Origin of the sequence: Actinoplanes solisilvae (assembly GCF_003999975.1) — a bacterium.
GTDB lineage: Bacteria > Actinomycetota > Actinomycetes > Mycobacteriales > Micromonosporaceae > Actinoplanes > Actinoplanes solisilvae.
In genome coordinates, this window is sequence record NZ_RJAC01000006.1 from 342551 (window position 1) to 362269 (window position 19719).

Sequence of the window (19719 nt, forward strand, 5' to 3'; positions counted from 1 at the left end):
ACCCGTTCTCCGGGGCAGCGATCGCTTCCTGCTACGTGGCCCGCCGTTTCCTCGCGGGCCCGGGCATTGCGTCGTCGATGCTCCTGCCCCGCCACTAGAATGATGCCGACCAAGGTGGTCTGAGCTGCCACGCAGGACCCGAAGGGCACTGAACTCGTCCATGTCTCACGACGCGATCGCCACCGTCAAGCGGGAACTGCTGGTCCGCTACCTCGAGGCCTGGGCGCCCGCGGCCCTGCACCGCGCCCGGCGGGTCGTCTACGCCCACGGGTACGCCGATGCTGACGGCGGCGCGGCGGCCGAGGCCGCGCTCCGGGTGCTGGCCGAGCAGACCGATGTCGTACGAGGTCGCGAGCTCACGATGCTGGCCACCGGCGACGACGTCGACGCGCTCGGGGCCCGGCTGCGCGTGATCCAGCAGGAGGCGGGCGCCGGACTGGCCGTGCACACGATCTCGGGCGGGACGGACGGGCGGCTGCCGGTGGGCCTGAAGGCGATCGGAGCTCAACGCGTACCCGTGCTGGGGTTTCTGGACGCTGCGAACGCGGTAGCGCCGGATCCGGCCACTGTGGCCGCCCTGACCGCCGGTAAGCCCACCGAGGTGATCGTGGTGCTGCCGCCCGGGGCGAGCGCCGAGCCCTATCGTGACGCGTGGCCGCTGTTCACCCAGGTCGAGCTGGCCGTGTCGGACGAGCCGGGGGAGCTGCTGGCGTTCGGCGCGACGGGCGGCAAGAGCCTGGAGGCGTTCAAGGAGGCGCTGTGGTCGGTCGACGAGTTCGCGGGCGTACGCTACCGCGACCCGGGCGACCCTGACCGGCACCTCATCGACATCTCGCTGACGCCGCACCCCGGCCCGCTGAAGCGCGAACTGCTCGCCCATCTGTCGCGGGCCGGTGCGGCCACGGTGACCGAGCTGCGCACGTTCGCCCTGACCGAGACCGTCTATCGGGCCGCCGACGCCACGCGGGTGCTGCACACGCTGATCGATGCGGGGACGGTCACCCGCGAGCCGTCGCACGGACGGCTCGGCGGGGACGTCGTCATCTCCGCGTGACTACGAGCGGCTCTTGTCCTGCTTCCACGAGAACGGGCCGGGCAGGTCGTAGCGGTGCGCGCGGGTGCGCGAGTTCCAGGACCAGCGGCCGATCTTGAGCCCCCACGAGGAGTAGCCGTTCTCGGTGAAGTTCAGGATCAACGGGCCGAACTTCTTGCGCTTGCGGAAAACGAGGCCCATCGGGACGTCCCTCCAAAGGTCGTTCGGATGGGCGTTCGATTCCCGAATGTACGAATCGGCAAACGTCAGCGCGGCTGCCACGCGTCGGGGCGGGTGGTCAGCTTGCGGACGTGCGCCGGCATGCGCCCGCTGATCAGCTCGGCCAGATTGACCTCGTCGACCACCTCACGCACCGCGGCACGAACGGCGACCCACAGGTTGGGCAGGTTTTCGGCCGCGCCGGTGTATCGGGTCTCTTCCGGGCGGAGGCCGCGCACGCCGGCCAGCGGCCCGTCGACCGCCCGCAGGATCTGACCGATCGTCACATCGCGTGGTGGCTGTGACAGCGTGTAGCCGCCCTCCGCGCCACGCTGGGCCCGCACGACCCCGGCGCGGCGCAGGTCGGCCAGCACCGCCTCGAGGAACTTGCGAGGCATTTCCTGATCTTGGGCGATGGCTTGGGCGGACATCAATGCCGGGTAGGCCCTCGCCAGGCTGAGGGCGGCCCGGACCGCATAGTCGCCGCGCGCGGAGATCTGCACGTATTCATCATGCCCCCTCGCCGCCATCGAGCCCCACATACCCCACCGGAATGTGGGAATTACCGTCAGTCAGTGGCCTGTCGCTGTGCGGGGATGATGCCGCGCGGCTCGCCGGAAGCCTCGGCGCGGAATTGTCCCGGGCTCATGCCGACCTCGCGGTGGAAGAAGCGCCCGAAGTTCGTCGGCTCGGGAAAGCCCAGGTGGCGGCCCACTTCGGCGACCGACAGCGGCGTGCACGCGAGCAGTCGGCGCGCTTCCAGGGCGACCCGGTCGTCGACCACCTGCTTCGCGGTGCGCCCTGTGGCTCCGAGGCAGGCCCGAGTGAGCGTACGGACTGAGCAGCCCAACTCGTCGGCATAATCCTCGACGCGGCGGCTGTGCTGGTGCCCGTCCTCGAGCAGGGCCCGGAACCGGCCGTACGTCTGGCTCTCCGGGCCGGGCGGCGCCACGGAGGTCATCAGGGCGATCCGCAGCAGCAGCACGCGGAGCTGATGACGCAGCAGCTCGGCGGCGACCGGCCCCGGCGAGTGCCGCTCGCAGTCGACGGCGAGCTGCGAGAACTCGTTGATGACCGCGTCCTCGTCCTCGCCGCGCAGCTGCCAGTGGTTGCGCAGCGGCTCGTCGTCGCCGGCCAGCCGCTGGTCGAAGGTGACCACCGAGGCGATCAGCCCGTTACGACCGATCCGCAGCGCCTGGCCCGGCCGGATCCACAGCAGCGTGCCCGGCCGGCAGGTCTGCCCGAAGAAGTCGACCTCGACCGTGCCGTGGCCCGCCGTGGCGAGCAGCAGGATGTGGTATGGAAGCCGGCTCGGCGGCTGCGCGGAGGTCGCGTCCAGCCCACAGGTGCCGACGCCCGCCCAGCCGGGCGGGCGGAACGTGATCGCGGTTTCGGGCCGCAAAGCTGTAGTGGACATCGCGCCGACGGTAACCGGCCTTGACCAGGGATGCACGGCCTAAAACACACCTTGTACGAATGGGCATCGCGGGCCGTGATTTCTGGGACTCAATGTCCAGTTATGAGCCTTAAGTTCTTTATACGGAAAAGCGACCCGTGCGGACCGGCAGAGTCCGCGCGAGTCGCTCCCGTCGCAATTCGTACGTTATCGGCCGGCCAGCAACCGATTGACCGCCGCATCGACGTCCAGATGTTCGGATTCCCTGCCGCGCGGCACAACCACATAGGTGCGGCGAAGAAAACGGACAAGAACGCTGCGAGGGACCTCGAACAGTGCATTGCCGTCCGGAGACGACAAAGCGAGAGCAACGAAGTCGCCCCGCGGTGTGGCCCACGGCCACACCCGGACGTCCCCGATGCCCGCGGGCTCATCAAGCCCGGTCACGAGCAGTTCCCGCGCAAAGGACCAGCTCACGGCTTCCCCACCGGCTGATTCTGCGTGGAACAACACATGGACCGCGTACGGGTCGGCTGGGTCGTAACGCAGACTGGCGCGCACGGGCAGTGCCGTGGCGTCAGGCGCTACGAGCCGCAGCGAGGTCTCGACCTCGACGGTCGTTGGACGAATGGTACTCATGGACGAACTCCCCCCGGCACCGCTGCGAGGCTGGTGAACCCCGCGTTTCCCATACTCAGGTGATCCCTGTCGTTACGCTCCGCCATACGCTGATCTCACCCAGTAGTGGGAAGACGATTCCGAAAACCCTTTCGCACAAGACATAAAGCGATATCTTGTCCTGTTCTGCCCAAGTACTCGGTTCCGCCCGGCGTCGGGTGGTCCAGCAGTTGACTTACTCCGGTAACGTCCATTCCTCCCGGGTAGTGACGGGGCTCCGGGACACTGGGGGATGAAATGACAGCGAAACCTGACCAAGATCGGGCGCCGTCGGGTGTGCTGGACAAGATCCGCGCCAACCCGACCGGCCGCCTCGCGCTCAAAATCTCCGTCGCCACCCTCGGCGCCATCGTCGTCGCCGTGGGCATAGTGCTGATCCCGTTCCCCGGCCCCGGCTGGGCGATCGTGATCCTCGGCCTGGCCATCTGGGCCATCGAGTTCGCCTGGGCCCGACACCTGCTCGCGTTCACCAAACGACACGTGCAGTCCTGGACCCACTGGATAGCCCGCCAGTCCTGGCCCGTGAAATGCGTCGTCGGCCTGGTGAGCTTCGTCTTCGTGAGCGCCATCGTGTACTTCTCGGTGCGCTTCAGCCTCGGCATCGACCTGATCGACGAAGGCCGCCAGATCCTGGGCTGACCCCTGTTCGCTTCGGAGGCAGGCGGTCTAGTACAGTCAGTCTCCGTTGAGGGCGATTAGCTCAGCGGGAGAGCGCTCCGTTCACACCGGAGAGGTCACTGGTTCGATCCCAGTATCGCCCACGTATTTCCGCAGGTCAGGCAGGTTGCCCGCCGACCATCCTGTAGATGGCTCCCACTATGTGGGAGCTTTTCTGCTCCCAGAGTAAGGACCAAGTCCCAGGTCCGCCGTTACGTCGCACGTCTCCCCCAGGTCACCTGAGTGGGTCCAGCGAAGATACTTTGCGTTTGCCGCAGCTGCTCTGAGCTGCGGCGCGACGACCCGGAGCCCTCGGGATGTTCCGAAGGTTTGGGTTCAACATCGCGATCAACTGCCGGGCGAACTCACGATTGTTGGTCCGGAGGGGTCACCAGTAGCCGGCGTTGTCGAGCCACCGTGCTTGTAGGTCGTCGAGGAGCCGGGTGGTCATGGTGGGTGTGACGTGGGCGTAGACGCCGCGGATGCCGGGGATGGCGTGGCCGAGCCGGTGGGCTGCGGCTATTTCGGGGGCGTGGTCCTCGTCGAGCCACGTGCGATGCGTGTGCCGCAGGTCGTGAAAGTGCATGCCGGTGACGATGGGCGGCCAGTGTCGGCGTGGGTCGCCGTCGCAGGCGGGGCGCCAGTGGCGGTTGTTGTAGTCGGTGCGCCAGAGCCATCGGCCGGCGGGGGAGCAGAAGACGGTGTCGTACGGGTGGGTGCGCAGGAGTTGTTCGAGGCCGTCGATCAGGAACGGTGGCAGGGCGATGTCGCGGACCGCGGCGGGGGTTTTGGGTGGGCCGGGTAGTTGGTGGCCGGCTACTTCGTGCAGTGCCCCCACGGTCGCGGAGACGTGGATGGCGCCGTCAGCGAGGTGCAGGTTGTCTCGGGTGAGTGCGAACAGTTCGCTGATGCGCATCCCGGTGTAGGCGGCGGTGATCACCAGGGTGCGGGTGGTGGGGTTGGGCATGCGGGCGGCGATCTTCCGGACCTGGGTGGCGGTGGCGAAAGGGGCGCGGCTCGCGGGGGAGTTTTGCGTAGGCGCAGCCGGGCGATCGGGTCGAAGTAGATGAGATGGTCGGCGACGGCTTCGCGGAGTAGTTGCCCGAGCAGGGTGACGGTGTGCCGCACGCTGCTGTCGGACAGATGGGTCGACAGGTCGCGGGCGAAGGCTTTGACGTCTTGGCGGGTGATGGTGTCGATGCGTCGGTCGCCGAAGGCGGGCAGGATGTGAGTCCGCAGCAGGCTCTGGTGGCGGGCCATGGTCGACTCGGCGGCCAGGTGCGCGGGCAGCCATACGGAAACCCACTCGTCCAGCCGGGGCACCGGCGCAGCCGGGTAGAGCTGCCGGATTTCCTGTGTGGTGTGGTTCAGTTGGGCGGCTCGTGCACGAGCGCCATCAGGGCCGGTGTGAGTGCTGTCGGTGATGATGTGACCGGCTCGGCGGTACCGGACTCGGTAGTAACCTGCCCGGTCTTCTACCCATGCCATGACGCCCTCCGGTCAGCGAGCTTGTGCCTCATCACCGGGGGCGGTCGCAGGTGAGTGTGCACGACCTTGATGCAGGGCGGGCTTGCTTTCGCGGCCAGCGAAATTGCGGCTCCAGAACGGGCTGGCCGATCGGTCGTAGCGATGGCCCTGCGTGGGGCTACACGATGCGCGGATGCCCGTGATCTCTCAGCTGTCTCGTGCCCGGAGCCTCCTGCCGGTGACCCGCATGGGCGTTCCTGGGTGGGCTGGCGAGAGACGTCGACCGACGACGAGCTGTGAGAACTCAACCGGGGCCGGTGGGTTCTTGCCGACAGGGTCAACCGGGAGCGGTTCGCGGTTGTCGACCGAGTAGCCGACGATCCGCCCGGAGTGCACGTCCTTGATCGCGCACAGATACAGCTTGCCCTCGCCGGTGTGGTGTTCGGTGATGTCGGTCAGCCACACCTGGTTCGGGCGATCGGCGGTGAAACGCCGGCGGACCGGGTCGTCATGGACCGGCGGCGCGGCCCTGCGGGTCAGGCCGCGTTTCTTGGCGAACACCGACCAGATCCTGTTCTGCCGGCACAGCCGGGCCACCCGGTTGATCCCGGCCGTGATGCCATGAGCGGGCAGCTCGTCGGCGATGAACCGGTGCCCGAACGCCGGGTCGTCGGCGTGGATGTCCAACGCCGCGTTGATCAGATAGGCGTCGTCGAGGTCGTGCGAGGTGACCGGATCAGCTTTCCAGGCGTAGTAGGCCTGCTTGGAGAACCCCAGCACCCGGCAGGTCACCGCGATCGGAAGCCCGTCCGCGGCCAGGTCGTCGACCAGCGGGTACATCATTTTGGGGAGATCTCCTTGGCGAAGTACGCCGCCGCCCGGCGAGGATCTCGTTCTCCTGCTCGAGCAGCTTTGTTGCGTTTGCGTAGCTCACGAAGCTCCGCCGACTCGCTCGGGGTCGTGCCGGGGCGCAGTCCGTCGTCGGTGTCAGCGATCTTCAACCAGCGGTGCAGACACGACTCGGAGATCCCGAAGTCTTTAGCGACGTGAGCGACCGACGCCTCGCCCTTACGGGCGACCGCGACCACATCACGACGAAACTCCGGCGGGAACGCTTTCGGCATGGGATACATCCTCCCAGCGAGGACTCGCGTCCTCACAGGTCAGGAGTCAACCGGACCCGGGGGCAGTCCCCAGTGTCCGACTGCCACGTAGGTGCCCCGTAGACGGCCGCACACGTCCGCCGGCCAAGGCTGGGCCGCGGCCATACGGAAGTAGCACTCGATTCATACAACGGTCAATGCAGCTGGGGTCAACGTCCCACATGCTGCGAACGATACGGCGACGACCACAATCCATTAAGGACCATCGATACGATCTCGCTGCCGGCAAGATCGCGTGCGCCGGATCCGCCGTGGCGCAGCGCGGCGTCACGAGCGAACCACGTCAATCTTCGACTAACGGGAGAGTTCGTCTTGCGTGTTCGAAGTCGAATTGCCGTCCTCACCACAGCCCTACTGACCTGTCTCGCTGCGTTGCCTGCCAACCCGGCAGCGGCCGACGACAAGGACGCCGCCCTGGCCAAACTTCCACCAAGTCCGGTGGTTGATCAGGTTGCGGGCGCTATCGGAGAGCTCGCACTCAAGAACTACACCGGGTCGTACGCAGGTCTGCGCGTGGATGCTGCGACCAGTACCGTGACGGTCTACTCGACCGACGCGGCAGCGGCGAAGAAGCTCACGGATTCCGCGCTACTGTCGGTGCCTGCCCAGACACGCGCGTCTGTGAAGGTCCAGGCCGTTCCGGCCGCGTACTCCAAGGCCGAGTTGTGGAAGGCACGCGCCACACTCTGGGCAAAGAAGGAGACCCTGCAAGCGAGCGGCGCCAAAGTGATCGGCATCGCAGCCCGGCCCGAGGGCGAGGGTTTGACGGTACTCCTGAACAAGAAGACGTCTGTCATACGCACCACTGCGGCAGCGTCAGTGGCTACCGTGGCAGAAGCCGCTGCGGGAGTACCGGTGGACGTCGACTGGCGGGCCGCGCCGGCTCCGATCTCACGGTTTGACGACTCGCCGCCCTATTGGGGCGGGTCCTACGTGAAGAAGACGCAACTCGGCTGGACGTACGAATGCACGTCGGCCTTTGGCATGGCCATCAGCGGTCGTGAGTGGCTGATGACGGCCGACCACTGCTTTGACCTCAACGACACCATCAAGGACGGTGGTGACGACGTCATCGGCGTGGCAAACCGTCGCAACATCTACAACGACGCGCTCGGCATCGAGACCAATACCAACCGGACCGTCTGGGTCGCCGACCAACTTTACGCCCGCTACAGCGGAGCCGCCTGGTCTTTCACCGGTCAGTACGTGTGCCATGGTGGCTTCGTGACATCCGTGATCGAGCCTATCTGCGGCATCAACGTGACGATCGACGACCTGGAATGGGAGATAGATAACGACGGCCTGATCCGCCGCGGCGTCGAGGGCTTCCGGTGCTCCGGTTGCGTGGCAGGCGCCAAGGGCGACAGCGGAGGGCCGGTCCTCGCATCACGAGCCGACGGAAGCGTCGAAAGCCGGGGTATCCTCAGCGCCGCAGCCGAAGAAGTCGATTACGGTTACGAATACGTGTACTGGACGGAAACCCCGCGGATCCTGTCCGCCTTCGGCGGCACCTTGATCACCACCGACTGACGAAACGGCCTGGAGATGGCGACGGGTAGAGGTTGGCGCACCTCCCGACGACCGGCTTTGGTCGGCTGCCTGGCAGCCGTGGTAGCCGTTCCCGCGGCGCTGCTCGCGTGGGCACCGTGGTCCAGCAGCCTGCCCGAGGTCGAGCGGGGAAACGCCCAGTGCCCGTCGCCGCCCTCCGCCCAGCCACCGGTTCAGTCCGGGACTGGTCCGCTGGTCCCGGACGTCCAGTACCACATGGTGCAGCTATGCCCGCCCGCGACGGGGCGGACCTCGTTCCGAGTCCTCAACGACCGGACGTCCACCGAGATCGTGAACCGGATCAACGCCCTCCCCACGGCGCCACCGTCACCGATGTGCGCCGGTGCAGCCGGAGGATCTCCGATCGACCTGATCCTGCGGGCTGGCGGCACCGCAACGATCATCCGCCTGGATACTGGACCATGCGGCTCCGCCCACCACGATGGGGTCGTCCGATACGGCGCCCACGACCTTTACCGCTACACCGCCGACCTGTTGAAGCACTGACCCGACGAGCGGTAGGCCGACCCCAGTGAAGGCATGCTGGGCCGGTGAGACGGAGGAACTTCGGCCCTGGCGCCTATATCTGCGTCACGGCAATGGATGAAGCCAAGGGAGCAGAATGGGAGCAGCGGGGTGCTTTCAACTACGCTGAACCGCGTTCAACAGCGCGGAGCTGCTTCGAACTGCAACGCGTTCGCGCAGGTCGTTCGCAAAGTCGCAGGTCAGAGGGTTGCAGGTGCTCCGTTTTTCACACCGGAGAGGTCACTGGTTCGATCCCAGTATCGCCCACATATTTCCGCAGGTCAGGCGGCTGCCCGCCGACCTTCTCGTAGATGGCTCCCAATATTTGGGAGCTTTTCTGCTCCCAGGGTAAGGACCAAGTCTTAGGTCCGCCGTTGCGTTGCCCGTTTCGCGGCTCTTCGAAGTTAAGCGGGGTCGACGGCGTGGGCCTGTGCGCGCCAGGCGGCGGGGCGTTGGGTGAGCCAGTCGGTCACCGCCTTGCTGGTGCGGCCTTCGACCTGGGCGAGTAGTCCTTGCCCGCCGCCGAGATCGCAGAACCCGACGTGCCACCGGTCGACGGTCGTGGTCCACGACTGGGTGACTTGTCGAAGCTCCAGCAGGGTTTGCCGCGGCGGACCTCGTCGATGCCCAGCACAGTCACCGGCTCGGGTTCGGCCGGCAACACCTTGGCGGCGTGCGCGGTGAATGCCGCCGCGACGATCGGCCAGGACATACCCAGGTCACGGGCGGCCTGCACGATCGTGCGGTTGCCGTCGGCGACCGCCGCGCCGGCGGCCTGGCGCAGCCGGGCGGTGATCCGGGCCCGGGCCGGGACCTGCGTAACCTGTTCGGTGAACGACTTACGCGGGCATCCGGGCTGGTCGCAATGCCAGCGCCGTTTACGCCACCGCAACCGGGTATCGCGCCCGGCCACCGGCAGATCCCGCGGCCGGGTAAGCACCCAGCCCTTGACGCGCACCCCGCTCAACTTCGAAGAGCCATTTTCAAGCGCCTGTCAATTTATGAAAACTGCTGATTCCGGCGAGTCGCCGAGGGCATGTCGTCACGCCATTGGCAATTTTCGAGCCGGTGTTCCAGTCCGACGTTGTACGCGCCTTGTACGCGTCCTGTGCGGCACCGGCTCTACATTGTGTTGATTTCAGCGGCGAGATCACTCGCCCGGCCGGTGTTGAAGTCGGGCATACCTGGGCCGCTCGACAGGCGGCTCGGTTCTTGTCGGTCGGCTTGCGGGGGAGGGACCGGATGTCTGGGTTCGCGGCTAACGGCACGGCAGCGGGGAACCGCCAGAGCCTCACGGTCGGCGTCATGGCCGAACCTCAGGACCGAGTCGCGATCGCCCGGTATCTGGACGCGCAACCGTTGCTGCCGAGACTGCGCCTGCGGCTTGTCGGGAACGGCGAGCGATGGGACCTCGGCGCCGCCGTGGACGTGTGGATCGTGCGGTTCTCCGCCGGGCCGGCGGGGATGGCGGTGCGGCATCGGCGGAGTCTGTCGCCCTGTCCCACCGCGAGCCTGGGGATCGTGGCGATCATCGACGGTCTGTCGGCGACGGACGTGCCATGGTTGCTGCTCGACGACAACCTGCATGGCATCATCCCCACGCAAGGTCCGCTCGAGGAGATCGGCGCCGCGGTCGAGGCGGTCGCCCGCGGCGGCCGATGGGTCAGCCAGGCGGTCTTCGACCGGCGAGGCGACCCGGCCGGCGGAACAACCCGCCACCTGGCGTCGGTCAACCTAACGCCGGGCGAGCGCGACGTCGTCCGTCTCGTGGTTCAGGGCCTGTCCAACAAGGACATCGCCGACCGGATGCACCTCGAACAGACCACGGTGCGAACGCACATCCGGGCGAGTCTACGGAAGACCGGCTGCGCCAATCGCCACCAGTTGACCGCGTTGTTCTACCAGTCGTGGCTCGGCGACAGCGGGTCCGACCGGCCCTCGACGACGCCTGCCGGGATCTGACCGAACGTCCGGGATCCGGCGCGGTGGCGGCGACACCACGCCGCCACCGCTGACGCTCCTCCACACCAGACCCTTGCGGAGGGCCCAGACCCTTGAAGAGCGCGTCAAAGCCTACCGCGGTGGACCGATCGCGCCGGGAATCTCTTCTCAGCCCTGGGGATGAGGCCCCGAACAGCCGGTCTGCCTAGCGTAACTGCCAAGCCGAGCGGGGGGCGCGGCGGCGGCGACACCACGCCGCCACCGGTAACGGCCTCTCACTCCAGACCCTTGAGGAGACATAGATGTCGATGTTGGCGGAGGTCGCTCCGGCGGCCCGAGAGCGGACGGGTTTGTCGGAACGGACGGCGGTCGCGGTCGTGGACACGCTGGCTTGGGCGCCGGTGGCTGGGACCGGCCGGCTGGCGCAGTTCTGCTACGACCGCCGGGACAGCGCGGTCTGGATCGTCGTCGCGGTCCTTCTCGTGGTGCTGCTCGCGGTCGGGCTTCTGGCTTGGGCGTACGCCTACTGCGTGGGCCGGGGCGGGAGCTTCGACGGCGGCCTCAGCGTGAGCTACCCCAGGCCCCGTCACGCAGAGCTCAGGTTCAAGTGCACGCAGTGACGATGGCTGATCGCGGTTGATGAGATGCGAGGTGGAGTTGCAGATGTCTCTTCCCGAGCCGGAACCGGTCCTGGCCGTGTCCGGATTGACCAAGCGGTACGGACACCGCACCGCACTCGATGAGGTGTCCTTCGCGCTCACGCGTGGCGAGGTGCACGGGGTGCTAGGGCCGAACGGTTCGGGCAAGACCACCTGCCTCCACCTCGTCACCGGCCTGCTCGCCCCGGACGCGGGCGAGGTGCTGCTCAACGGAGTGCCGGTGCAGGACAAGAAGTCGCGCGACTTCCTAGGGATGGCCCCCGACGACCTGCCGATGCCAGCCTCGCTCACCGGCCAGGAGTATCTCGACTTTCACGATCGGCTGCGGGGCCGGGACGACTCGGTGACCGCCGCCGACCTCGCGTGGGCCTTCGGCCTCGCCGAGGATCTCGGCCGGCAGATCGCCGAGTACTCGCACGGCATGAAGCGCAAGCTCCAGGTCATCGCGGCGGTCATGCACTTCCCTGACCTGCTGATCCTGGACGAGCCCTTCCGGGGGCTCGACCCGGACGCCGCCGTGACGCTGCGCAAGCTCATCACCTCGTACGCCGGACACGGCGGGGCGGTCCTGATCGCGACGCACGACATGTTACGGGCGCAGCGGGACTGTGATCGCGTCACGATCCTGCACGCCGGCGCCGTGGTGGCCGAAGGCTCGCCGGCTCAGCTCCAGCACCGTTACTCCGTGGACACCCTGGAGGAGGCGTTCCTCGTGACCACCGGCCTGGAAGCACAACAAGCCGAACGGGCGCAAGTCCTTGACACCATGATGAAGGAAGGGTGGGAGCGGTCATGAAGGCGGTAATGCTCGCCGTGGGCGGGGGAGTCACCGGGTTCCTCGCCGCCGTGCTGGTGGGCGCGGCAACATTCGGGCTCGGCCTCTACCAGGACGGCGTCTACTCCGTTCCGCTGCTCTGGGAAGGTGGCGTGCGGAAGGTCGAGGGCGGTTTCGAGTTCGTGGTCGCGCCCGACCTGCTGGGAAACCTGGGACTGGTGCTGTGCGGCGGCCTGGTGGGACTGCTCGTCGGACTGCGCCGGAAGGCCGCGGGATGAGGCTGCTGCGGGAGGCGCCGGCCGCGGCGGATCCGAGCCGGGCCACGTCGCGGGTGACCGGTGCCACCCACCCGCGTTCCCGGCCGGGCGGCCTGCGTCGCTCGGCCTCGGTCCTGGGCAGCATCGCGGCCGTCGCGGGCCGGCTCTGGGTTCGCGACACGACCCGTTCTCTCGGCGTCTCCCGGGCTACGGTCGCCCTGTTCGGGCTGGCGGCGTTCGCCGTGATGGTGGCCGGAAGTCTCCTACTCACCACGGTCCTGCCGGCGCTGCCGACGAAGGATCTGTCGCCGGAGGGGCTCGCCCGGATCCGCACCCTGGCCGCTTCTCTGGTCTGGGCCCTCGGCAGCCTGGTGACGATCTTCTTCCAGATGCTCGCCCCCCGCCGCACGTCGCTCAGCAACGTGCTCGGGTTGCTCCCGGTCAGCCGTCGGCTGACCGCAGTCGCGATGCAGCTTCCGATACTCGGGGTGTCGTTCGTGGCGGTGGCCTCGCTCGCCGCGCCGACCGTGACCATGCTGGCGGACGCGTCCCGCGGTGGCCTCGCGGCGGCGATCCCGGCCGCCCTGCTGCTGGTGCTCGGTCAGCTCCCGCTGACGGTCCTCCTGTTCAACTTCGTCGTGCCGCAGGTGCAACGGCTGCGCGTACCGCAACATCATGCCCTGGCCGCAGGCGGTTTCACCGGCGTGGCGGTCGCCGTCGCCGCCCCGGCGCTGGAACTGCGTGGCGACGGTACGGCCTGGCTGCCACACCGCCTTCTTGCCGCCGCGGCGGACGGCGGGATCGCTTCCGGCGGGCACCTCCTCCTCTGGTGCGTGTTCGGCCTGACGTTGTTCGTGCTGCTGGTCGGACGGCTTCCGGCGGACCCTGATCCAGCGCCGTCCCGGCTGTTCGCCGGGTACCGCGTCCCGGGTAGCCGTCCGGCGGCCCAGGCCTGGTACGAGTTGGTCATGCTGGTCCGCGCGCCGCAGTATCTCGCCGTCGTGGTCTTCACCGGTACGGTGTTCGCCGCGGTCCTGGTTGCCTGGCTGGCGACCCGGTCGTCGTTCCTGCCCGCTCTGGCGGTTCCGCTCTTACTGCCGTTCTTCATGGCCGCGGTGCAGTCGTACGGGCATACCCGGGCGACCCACTGGCTGAGCATGCATCTGCTGGCCCGTCCGGCCGCCTGGGCGAGGCCGAAGGCGACCGTCTGCCTCGCCGTGGCCGCTCTCCTCGCGCTGCCGGGCGCCGGGCTCGCGGCCTCCTCGCAACTGATCGGCTGGGCCGAGGTGCCGTTGCTGTTCGTGCAGGCACTGCCCGCCTGGTCCGCTGCGATGGTCGCGGGACTGCTCGTCCCGTACAGCACGGAACAACCGCTCAGCGTCGGGCTGTCGGTGGGGCTCGCCGGCATCGTCTACCTCGGCGGGCTCTGGACCGTCGGCCGGCTGCTGCCCGAGATGGCCGTCCTCGGGCAGGTAGGCCTGGCGGCGCTCTGCCTGTCGGCGTACTTCCTGATGGCGCGCCTGACCCGGCCACAGATCGCGCATGTCTAGGCTGCCCGAGTTCTCCCGGCCGGTGACCGGCGGACGGCGGGGCACCGGGCGGCCTCGGAGCAGGACCGCGCTGTTGCCCCGATCCGGCCCACGGGCAGTCCTTGTGGTCGGGCGTGAGATGGCGCTTTACTTCTTGCCGCTCCTCGGGCCCGCGTCGGCGCTCACCCTCGTGTCGGTGCTCGCCGGATGGACCCTCGCGACCGTCCTGGCCGGCTCGGTCCTGCTGATCTGGGCCGGCCTCGTCGTACACGAGGCCGGGCACGTGCTGGCGCTGCGCCTGCTGGCGCCGACGGCACGATATGCGGACGTCATTCCGGACACGCCGGACGCCCCTGTTCCCGCGAACATCGTGGTGGACAGTCGCGGCGCCGGCGTACATCGGCCCCCACTGCGACAGCGCTGGCGGGAGGCGCTCGTGATACTCGCCGGGCCGTTGTTCCCGGCGGTCGTCTGGGCGGCGGTGATCGCCGCAATCCAGTTGTCCGGCGGCGCCGTCCCGATCGCCGCCATGATCTGGACCGGCGTCGTGGCCTGGTCACATCCCGCGTCGCTGCTGATCCCCGTCGGGGACGCCTGGAGCCTTGTCCGCCTCTGGCGGGCGGGCGCACCCGCAACGCAGCGGGTCTGAGACCGGTCCCAGCCGGTCACAGTACGCCGAGCCTGGAGCCGTGCCGGGTAGCAGCGCCCGTCCGATACAAATGGATGGGTGTTGATGAGCTTCGAACTTCTTGGTCCGCTGCTGGTCTACCGCGAGGGCCGGCCGATACCGTTGGGTTCGGTGAAGCAGCGTCTGTTGATGGCGGCCCTGCTGTTGCGGCCGAATGAGATAGTCCGCAACGACGAGTTGGCCGCGGTCCTGTGGGCCGACGACTCGCCCCGGTCGGCGGCGGCGAACCTGCGTACCTATGTGCGGGGGTTGCGGCAGTCGTTGGGCGGTGGCGAGTCGTGGGAGGGGATTTCCGCCGCGGCCGGCGGCTACCGGCTGCGGGTGGGGCCGGACGAGCGGGATCTGGACCGGTTCGACGCGGCTGCCGCCCAGGGGCGGGACGCGCTGGCCGCCGGCGACGCGGCACAGGCCGCGAACAGGTTCGCAGCTGCCCTCGGCATGTGGCGTGGGGCGCCGCTGTCCGATCTGCCGTTGCCTCCCCTGCTGGCCCGGCGGGCCGGGCAGGTGGAGGAGCGGCGATTGGTCGCCGAGGAGGACTACGCCGAGGCGATGTTGGCGCTCGGCTCGGCGGCCGAGGTGGTCCAACGGTTGCGTACGCTTCTCGACCGGCATCCGCTGCGGCAACGGGCTTGGGGTCAGCTGATGCTCGGCCTGTATCGCACGGGCGACGTGTCCGGCGCATTGGACGCCTTCCGGCAGGCCCGGCAGATGCTGGCCGAACACACCGGTCTGGACCCGACGCCGCATCTGACGCAGTTGCACAACGACATCCTGCACCACCGCCCGAGCCTGGCCGAGGGATCGGCGAGTGGGCCGCGCGAACCAGTACGCGACGCCGCACTGCCGGACCCAATCGGTGGGCGTCCCGAGCAACTGCCGCTCGCGGTGCCGGGATTCGTCGGCCGCAGCGCCGAACTCGCCGGCCTTGACGCCCTCCTTGACGACGGGACGCAACGGCCGACCACGGTGGTCATCTCCGCGGTGTCCGGCATGGCCGGGGTCGGCAAGACCGCGTTGGCGCTGCACTGGGCGCACCGGGTGGCCGGGCATTTCCCGGACGGCCGGCTCTACGCGAACCTTCGCGGCTACGACGAAGCTGACCTGGTCTCCCCGGCCGACGCTCTCCTCGGCTTCCTCGAGGTGCTCGGCGTGCCGCACGCCCGGATTCCGTCCAGCATGGAGGCCCGGACCGGGCTCTACCGCGGCCTGCTGGCCTCCCTCCGGATGCTCGTGGTGCTCGACAACGCCCGCGACGCCGCCCAGGTACGCCCCCTGTTGCCCGGTGCCGGCCGGTGCGTGGTCGTGGTGACCAGCCGCGATCGGCTCAGTGGCCTGGTGGCGGCGGAAGGCGCCGTGCCCCTGACGCTGGACGTGCTCACCCAGGACGAGTCGATGAGCCTGTTGGCCGGTCGGCTCGGCTCGCACCGGCTCGTCGCCGAGCCGGCCGCGGTCGCCGGCATCATCGACGCTACCGGCCGTCTTCCGCTCGCCCTGTCGATGGTGGCGGCCCGCATCGCCACGCACCCCTCGTTCCCCCTCGACGCCTTCGCCGCCGAGCTGCACGCGGACGAGGGGAGACTGGACGTACTGTCCAACGGGGACGCCCGACGCGTCTTCTCATGGTCATACCTGGCTCTGAGCCAGGATTCAGCTCGACTGTTCAGATTGCTGGGGCTGCATCCCGGCCCCGACCTGACCGCCGACACCGCCGCCGCAGTCGCCGGAGTGTCCGTACCGGCTGTCGTGCCGCCGCTGCGTGAGCTGACCCGGCATCACCTGTTGACCGAATACGTGCCGGGCCGGTACGCCTTCCACGATCTCCTCCGAGGCTATGCGGCCGAGCTGGCCGAATCGTCAGAACACGCCGATGAGCGGGTGGCTGCCCGGCACCGGCTCTACGACCATTACCTGCACGGCGCCTATCCCGCCGCCCTGCTGCTCCAGCCGCAATGGCCGCCCATCGAACCGGTGTCACCGCTGCCGACCCATGTGGGCCGGCCACCGACCGATCACGACACCGCGCTCGCCTGGTTCACGGCCGAGCAGCACGTGCTGCTCCGGCTGATTCCCCAAGCCGCCGAGACAGGATTCGAGGCGTACGCCTGGCAGATTGCCTGGACATTGAACACCTTCCTCGCGCCGCGAGGTCTATGGCAGGAGCAACTCGCCACCCAGCAGGTCGCGCTCGAGGCCGCGGAGAAGATCGACGACATCGCCGGGCAGGCCGTCACCAACCGGCTGCTGGCCCGTGCGTTCACCCGGCTCGGCCGGCACGACACCGCCGAGCATCGGCTGAGGCGTGCCCTCCAGCTGCACGAACGCCTCGGCGATCCGACCGGCCAGGCGCAGACCCTGCACAACTATTGCGAGCTCTGCTACCTGGACGGACGGTTCGACGAGGCACTCGCGCACGGCCGCGAAGCGCTGCGACTCTACCGGCTGGCCGGCAACGAATCCGGGGAAGCCCGGACGCTGAACGCGATCGGCTGGTTGCACGCCAGCACGGGCGACTATGCCCAGGCCATCGCGAGCTGCACCGAGGCACTCGGCCATCAGCAACGCAGCGGCGACCGCAACGGTCAGGCGGCGACGCTGGACAGTCTCGGCTTCGCGTACGACCGCCTTGGCGACCACGGCCGGGCGCTGAGCTGCTACGAACAGGCGATTCAGCTGTTCCGCGACTCCGCGGATCGCTACCACGAGGCGGAAACACTGATCCGGCTGGGCGAAACGCGAGAAGCCATGGCGGACTGGCCCGGTGCGGCATCCGCATGGCAGCGAGCGGCGCAGATCTACGAGGAACTGGACGACCAGGCAGCCGAGGACGCTCGCCGCCGTCTCGAACGGCTGCCCTGAGTCGAGTTCCGGCCTGGAGCGGCGGCGCACGGCGAGGGGGTGCGGACTGCGGGTTCGCTCGCATGGTCGTCAACCTGGCCGACGTGCGCGCCGTGTTCCGCACCCGAATGTGACGAAGGCAATCCGGCCGACGCGCGGATCCGACGAGAGTGCGTCGACCAAGCCGGACATCTATTCGGACTGCGCTTGGTCGTTCGGGCTCGCTTTGGAGCCGTACCAGCAGCCGGGCGATCGCAGCCCCTTGCCTGACCAGGCGGGCAAACAGCATCCCTTCAGCTGAGTGATCGTCGACGTCAATTCGTCGAGGGTTGCGTGGGGTCGCCGTCCGGCGTCGGCGACCATGGTTTGCGGGCGGGCGGGATGCCGATCGCCGGCAGGATCGCCTGATCGACGATCGCGGCGAGCTTCTCGTCATCCGGCAACTCGTCGGTGTCCGTGACGTGCTTGAACACCAGGGCCTCCCCGATGTCGCGCACCACCGGCGTTATCAGGTCAGGGTCGATCTGTCCCTGCGCGGCGTAATGGCGGAGCACCGTGTAGGTGAAGGTGCCGCCACGGGCGTCGAAGACGCGGTCGTACAGCGCCTCGACCAGGTCCGGATGGCGTTGCCGTTCGGCCATGACGGCCATGACGGCAATCCCGGCCGGTGCGACCATCCAACCGACGAGCTGCTCCAGCGCTTGGATCAAGTCGCCGCGCAGGTCGTCGGCGCCCGGCGACGGCAGCTCCTGGGGATGCGCCTCGTACAGCGCGTCCAGCAACAGCTCTCGCGGCGACGGCCAGCGCCGGTACAACGACGTTTTGGCGGTCGCCGCGCGCTTGGCTATGCCCTCCATGGTGAGCCCGCCGACCCCCAGCTCGGCCACCTCGGCGAGCACTGCGGCGTAGACGGCCTGGACCAGGTCGTCTCCCCGTCGCCGCGAGCGTCGCGGTGTCAGAACCTGTGGCTTCTCGTCCAAGACCGCTCCACTCTAAGAAACGCTTGCGTAGCTTAGGTTCGCAAGGTTAGATACGCTTGCGTAGCTAATCGACCGGTGTGCCGCCGGGCCTCAGGCCATTCTGCCGCGCCTCAATCAAGGTCCAACTCCGAAATGGGGTGTCAGGTGTCCAAACTTGTCAACGAGCCCGCCGCCGGTCCGCTCGGCACCGCCGTCAGCCTGCCCGCCAGATCGCTCGCCTCCGACCTTGCCCGCGGGGCGATGCTGCTGCTCATCGCGTTGGCCCACGCACACATGTACCTCTACGGCCACCCCACCGGCTTTCGCGGCTACGACCTGACCGGCGACCCGATCGACCGCGTCGTCGCCGCCCTTCAGGTGCTGATGGTCGACGCCCGCGCGCTGCCGATGTTCGCCGCGCTCTTCGGCTACGGACTGGTCCAGCTAGCCAACAGGCAACTCGCGGCCGGAGCCGGATGGCCGGACGTACGGCGCCTATTGCGCCGCCGCAGCCGCTGGCTGATCGCGTTCGGTTTCGCCCACGCGCTGCTGTTGTTCTTCGGCGACATCCTGGCCACCTACGGGCTGCTGGCGCTGATCCTCGCAGGCATGGTGCGGGCCCGCGACCGGGTGCTGCTCTGGGTAGCCGGCTTGTGGATCCTGGTGTTCGCCGCGATTGCCATGGTGCCGGCCTGGGCCCTCATCGCTGAGGGGTCGCCGCCGCTGCCCACCAGCGTCGAGTCACCGATCGAGGCGGTCGGCCAGCGGTTGGCAGTCTGGGCCGGACTCGGACCGATGCTGGCCCTCGACATCGTTACCCCGTTCCTGCTCGGTATCTGGGCGGCCCGGCGCCGGCTACTCGACGAACCGGGCCGGCATCGAGTCCTGCTGGCACGGGTCGCAACGGCCGGAATCGCCATCACGATCCTCGGCGGTACCCCGCTGGCACTGATCGACTCACGGCTCTGGACGGATTGGACGACGGGTACCGCAGTGCTGGCATATGCGGTGCACAGCGTGACCGGCATCGCCGGCGGGCTCGCCTACGCCGCATTGGCCGGCCTCGTCGCGCACCGCGTCGCCGACGCGCCAGGACGGGTGACCACCGCGCTCGCCGCCTGCGGGCAGCGGTCGCTCACCTGCTATCTGCTCCAATCCGTCGCATTCGTGGCGCTCTTCGCACCGTTCACCCTTGGACTGGGCGGGCGGCTCGGCGACGCCGGAGCATCAGCGCTGGCAATCGGCACCTGGCTGACAACCGTGCTGCTGGCCGAGCAGATGCGCCGGGTTGGATGGCGCGGACCGGCCGAGCAACTGCTTCGTCGGCTGACGTACACCGCTCGTCGAACCACCCCGCTGCGCGAGCCGAGCATCCGGTAGACCACCACCC

The 19719-nt window shown here is 68.5% G+C and carries 19 protein-coding genes, 1 tRNA gene and 2 pseudogenes; 13 read left to right on the top strand and 9 right to left on the bottom strand.

Annotated features, from left to right (window positions below; all coding sequences use genetic code 11):
- Positions 1-160 precede the first annotated feature (160 nt).
- Positions 161-1054 (top strand): hypothetical protein, encoded by an 894-nt coding sequence (locus tag EER30_RS19235; protein WP_127501859.1) that lies wholly within the window; start codon positions 161-163, stop codon positions 1052-1054.
- Here the strand turns inward: EER30_RS19235 and EER30_RS19240 are convergent, their stop codons facing one another.
- The 4 genes from EER30_RS19240 to EER30_RS19255 form a co-directional block, all read right to left on the bottom strand.
- The gene (locus EER30_RS19240) at positions 1055-1234 is read right to left on the bottom strand and encodes a DUF4236 domain-containing protein (protein ID WP_127501860.1); all 180 of its coding nucleotides are present in this window, start codon (positions 1232-1234) and stop codon (positions 1055-1057) included. It abuts the gene before it with no gap.
- 65 nt (positions 1235-1299) lie between these two features.
- A complete protein-coding gene (locus EER30_RS19245; RefSeq protein ID WP_127501861.1) occupies positions 1300-1755 on the bottom strand; it encodes an RrF2 family transcriptional regulator in 456 nt (151 codons plus the stop codon).
- Positions 1756-1820: 65 nt separating this feature from the next.
- Positions 1821-2669: a helix-turn-helix domain-containing protein gene (locus EER30_RS19250; RefSeq protein WP_127501862.1), complete on the bottom strand. Its 849-nt coding sequence runs from the start codon at positions 2667-2669 to the stop codon at positions 1821-1823.
- 186 nt (positions 2670-2855) lie between these two features.
- The gene (locus tag EER30_RS19255) at positions 2856-3287 is read right to left on the bottom strand and encodes an SsgA family sporulation/cell division regulator (RefSeq protein ID WP_020514863.1); all 432 of its coding nucleotides are present in this window, start codon (positions 3285-3287) and stop codon (positions 2856-2858) included.
- A gap of 276 nt (positions 3288-3563) precedes the next feature.
- Between EER30_RS19255 and EER30_RS19260 the strand changes: the two genes are divergently transcribed.
- Together EER30_RS19260 and EER30_RS19265 are read left to right on the top strand one after the other, a co-directional pair.
- Entirely contained in the window at positions 3564-3965 is a 402-nt protein-coding gene (locus tag EER30_RS19260) for a TIGR02611 family protein (protein ID WP_127501863.1), read from the top strand.
- Between the two features lie 50 nt (positions 3966-4015).
- Positions 4016-4087 (top strand) — tRNA-Val (locus tag EER30_RS19265).
- Positions 4088-4371: 284 nt separating this feature from the next.
- Here the strand turns inward: EER30_RS19265 and EER30_RS19270 are convergent.
- The 3 genes and pseudogenes from EER30_RS19270 to EER30_RS48735 form a co-directional block, all read right to left on the bottom strand.
- Positions 4372-4950, bottom strand: coding sequence for a site-specific integrase (locus EER30_RS19270; protein WP_127501864.1), 579 nt, complete (start codon positions 4948-4950; stop codon positions 4372-4374).
- Positions 4920-5306 (bottom strand): phage integrase central domain-containing protein, encoded by a 387-nt coding sequence (locus tag EER30_RS19275; protein WP_164842380.1) that lies wholly within the window; start codon positions 5304-5306, stop codon positions 4920-4922. Before EER30_RS19275 ends, EER30_RS19270 begins: the two co-directional genes overlap by 31 nt.
- A 498-nt stretch (positions 5307-5804) precedes the next feature.
- Positions 5805-6574, bottom strand: a pseudogene (locus tag EER30_RS48735) (IS3 family transposase); the annotation flags it as partial.
- Positions 6575-6925: 351 nt separating this feature from the next.
- On the opposite strand from EER30_RS48735, the gene EER30_RS19290 reads away from it, so the two are divergent.
- Positions 6926-8143 carry a chymotrypsin family serine protease gene (locus tag EER30_RS19290; RefSeq protein ID WP_127501868.1) on the top strand — a complete coding sequence of 406 codons (1218 nt, stop codon included), beginning with the start codon at positions 6926-6928 and terminating at the stop codon, positions 8141-8143.
- A 78-nt stretch (positions 8144-8221) separates the two neighbouring features.
- Positions 8222-8668, top strand: coding sequence for a hypothetical protein (locus EER30_RS19295; RefSeq protein ID WP_127501869.1), 447 nt, complete (start codon positions 8222-8224; stop codon positions 8666-8668).
- 434 nt (positions 8669-9102) lie between these two features.
- Here EER30_RS19295 and EER30_RS19300 read toward each other — a convergent pair.
- Positions 9103-9641 (bottom strand): annotated as a pseudogene (locus EER30_RS19300) (helix-turn-helix domain-containing protein); the annotation flags it as partial.
- Between the two features lie 95 nt (positions 9642-9736).
- On the opposite strand from EER30_RS19300, the gene EER30_RS19305 reads away from it, so the two are divergent.
- The 7 genes from EER30_RS19305 (at position 9737) to EER30_RS19335 (ending at position 17391) form a co-directional block, all read left to right on the top strand.
- Positions 9737-10648: a response regulator transcription factor gene (locus EER30_RS19305; protein WP_127501870.1), complete on the top strand. Its 912-nt coding sequence runs from the start codon at positions 9737-9739 to the stop codon at positions 10646-10648.
- Between the two features lie 281 nt (positions 10649-10929).
- Entirely contained in the window at positions 10930-11247 is a 318-nt protein-coding gene (locus EER30_RS19310) for a hypothetical protein (RefSeq protein WP_127501871.1), read from the top strand.
- 43 nt (positions 11248-11290) lie between these two features.
- Positions 11291-12082, top strand: a complete 792-nt coding sequence (locus tag EER30_RS19315) for an ABC transporter ATP-binding protein (protein WP_164842382.1) — start codon at positions 11291-11293, stop codon at positions 12080-12082.
- Positions 12079-12339, top strand: coding sequence for a hypothetical protein (locus tag EER30_RS19320; RefSeq protein ID WP_127501873.1), 261 nt, complete (start codon positions 12079-12081; stop codon positions 12337-12339). Before EER30_RS19315 ends, EER30_RS19320 begins: the two co-directional genes overlap by 4 nt.
- A complete protein-coding gene (locus EER30_RS19325) occupies positions 12336-13868 on the top strand; it encodes a hypothetical protein (protein ID WP_127501874.1) in 1533 nt (510 codons plus the stop codon). The genes EER30_RS19320 and EER30_RS19325 overlap by 4 nt, the downstream gene beginning before the upstream one ends.
- 118 nt (positions 13869-13986) lie before the next feature.
- Complete coding sequence (locus EER30_RS19330) at positions 13987-14496, top strand: hypothetical protein (protein ID WP_127501875.1); 510 nt, start codon at positions 13987-13989, stop codon at positions 14494-14496.
- 84 nt (positions 14497-14580) lie between these two features.
- A complete protein-coding gene (locus EER30_RS19335; RefSeq protein ID WP_127501876.1) occupies positions 14581-17391 on the top strand; it encodes an AfsR/SARP family transcriptional regulator in 2811 nt (936 codons plus the stop codon).
- A gap of 293 nt (positions 17392-17684) precedes the next feature.
- Here EER30_RS19335 and EER30_RS19340 read toward each other — a convergent pair whose 3' ends face one another.
- The gene (locus EER30_RS19340) at positions 17685-18350 is read right to left on the bottom strand and encodes a TetR/AcrR family transcriptional regulator (protein WP_240670147.1); all 666 of its coding nucleotides are present in this window, start codon (positions 18348-18350) and stop codon (positions 17685-17687) included.
- 144 nt (positions 18351-18494) lie between these two features.
- Between EER30_RS19340 and EER30_RS19345 the strand changes: the two genes are divergently transcribed.
- Positions 18495-19709 carry a DUF418 domain-containing protein gene (locus EER30_RS19345; protein WP_205650293.1) on the top strand — a complete coding sequence of 405 codons (1215 nt, stop codon included), beginning with the start codon at positions 18495-18497 and terminating at the stop codon, positions 19707-19709.
- Positions 19710-19719 lie beyond the last annotated feature (10 nt).

Bases quoted from the DNA above. Each gene is read 5' to 3' on its own strand.
- EER30_RS19240 (WP_127501860.1), bottom strand. From the start codon at position 1,234: ATGGGCCTCGTTTTCCGCAAGCGCAAGAAGTTCGGCCCGTTGATCCTG.
- EER30_RS19330 (WP_127501875.1), top strand. From the start codon at position 13,987: ATGGCGCTTTACTTCTTGCCGCTCCTCGGGCCCGCGTCGGCGCTCACC.
- EER30_RS19315 (WP_164842382.1), top strand. From the start codon at position 11,291: ATGTCTCTTCCCGAGCCGGAACCGGTCCTGGCCGTGTCCGGATTGACC.
- EER30_RS19325 (WP_127501874.1), top strand. From the start codon at position 12,336: ATGAGGCTGCTGCGGGAGGCGCCGGCCGCGGCGGATCCGAGCCGGGCC.
- EER30_RS19320 (WP_127501873.1), top strand. From the start codon at position 12,079: ATGAAGGCGGTAATGCTCGCCGTGGGCGGGGGAGTCACCGGGTTCCTC.
- EER30_RS19235 (WP_127501859.1), top strand. From the start codon at position 161: ATGTCTCACGACGCGATCGCCACCGTCAAGCGGGAACTGCTGGTCCGC.
- EER30_RS19335 (WP_127501876.1), top strand. From the start codon at position 14,581: ATGAGCTTCGAACTTCTTGGTCCGCTGCTGGTCTACCGCGAGGGCCGG.
- EER30_RS19250 (WP_127501862.1), bottom strand. From the start codon at position 2,669: ATGTCCACTACAGCTTTGCGGCCCGAAACCGCGATCACGTTCCGCCCG.
- EER30_RS19260 (WP_127501863.1), top strand. From the start codon at position 3,564: ATGACAGCGAAACCTGACCAAGATCGGGCGCCGTCGGGTGTGCTGGAC.
- EER30_RS19255 (WP_020514863.1), bottom strand. From the start codon at position 3,287: ATGAGTACCATTCGTCCAACGACCGTCGAGGTCGAGACCTCGCTGCGG.
- EER30_RS19310 (WP_127501871.1), top strand. From the start codon at position 10,930: ATGTCGATGTTGGCGGAGGTCGCTCCGGCGGCCCGAGAGCGGACGGGT.
- EER30_RS19270 (WP_127501864.1), bottom strand. From the start codon at position 4,950: ATGCCCAACCCCACCACCCGCACCCTGGTGATCACCGCCGCCTACACC.